Below are 253 nucleotides of genomic sequence, written 5' to 3'. Positions count from 1 at the left end.
CGAGTATCTGACGGGCCTCGGCACCGTCGACGGCCGCATGCTGATTCTGATGGACATCGAGAAGCTGATGACGAGCCGTGAAATGGCGCTCATCGAAACGCTTGGCGTGTAACCGCCGCAGCGTTCAGAAAAGTTAGGAACAGGGAGCATTGAGATGCTAAGCAGGTGGTCGATTCGCACATCGCTCACGCTAGTGGGGATCATTCTCGTCGCGCTGACCATGGTGGTCGGCGTGCTTGGGCTGACGGCGCTC

At 58.9% G+C, this 253-nt stretch carries 1 protein-coding gene and 1 pseudogene; both read left to right on the top strand.

Annotated elements, in window-relative coordinates; translation table 11 throughout:
- Positions 1-112 (top strand): annotated as a pseudogene (locus tag SB772_RS43545) (chemotaxis protein CheW); the annotation flags it as partial.
- 42 nt (positions 113-154) lie between these two features.
- On the top strand, positions 155-253 hold a 99-nt coding region (locus SB772_RS43540), incomplete at its 3' end, for a Tar ligand binding domain-containing protein (protein ID WP_410838971.1).

Source organism: Paraburkholderia sp. SIMBA_030, assembly GCF_046535245.1.
Classification (GTDB): Bacteria; Pseudomonadota; Gammaproteobacteria; order Burkholderiales; family Burkholderiaceae; genus Paraburkholderia.
This window is presented reverse-complemented; position numbering and strand designations above follow the sequence as displayed.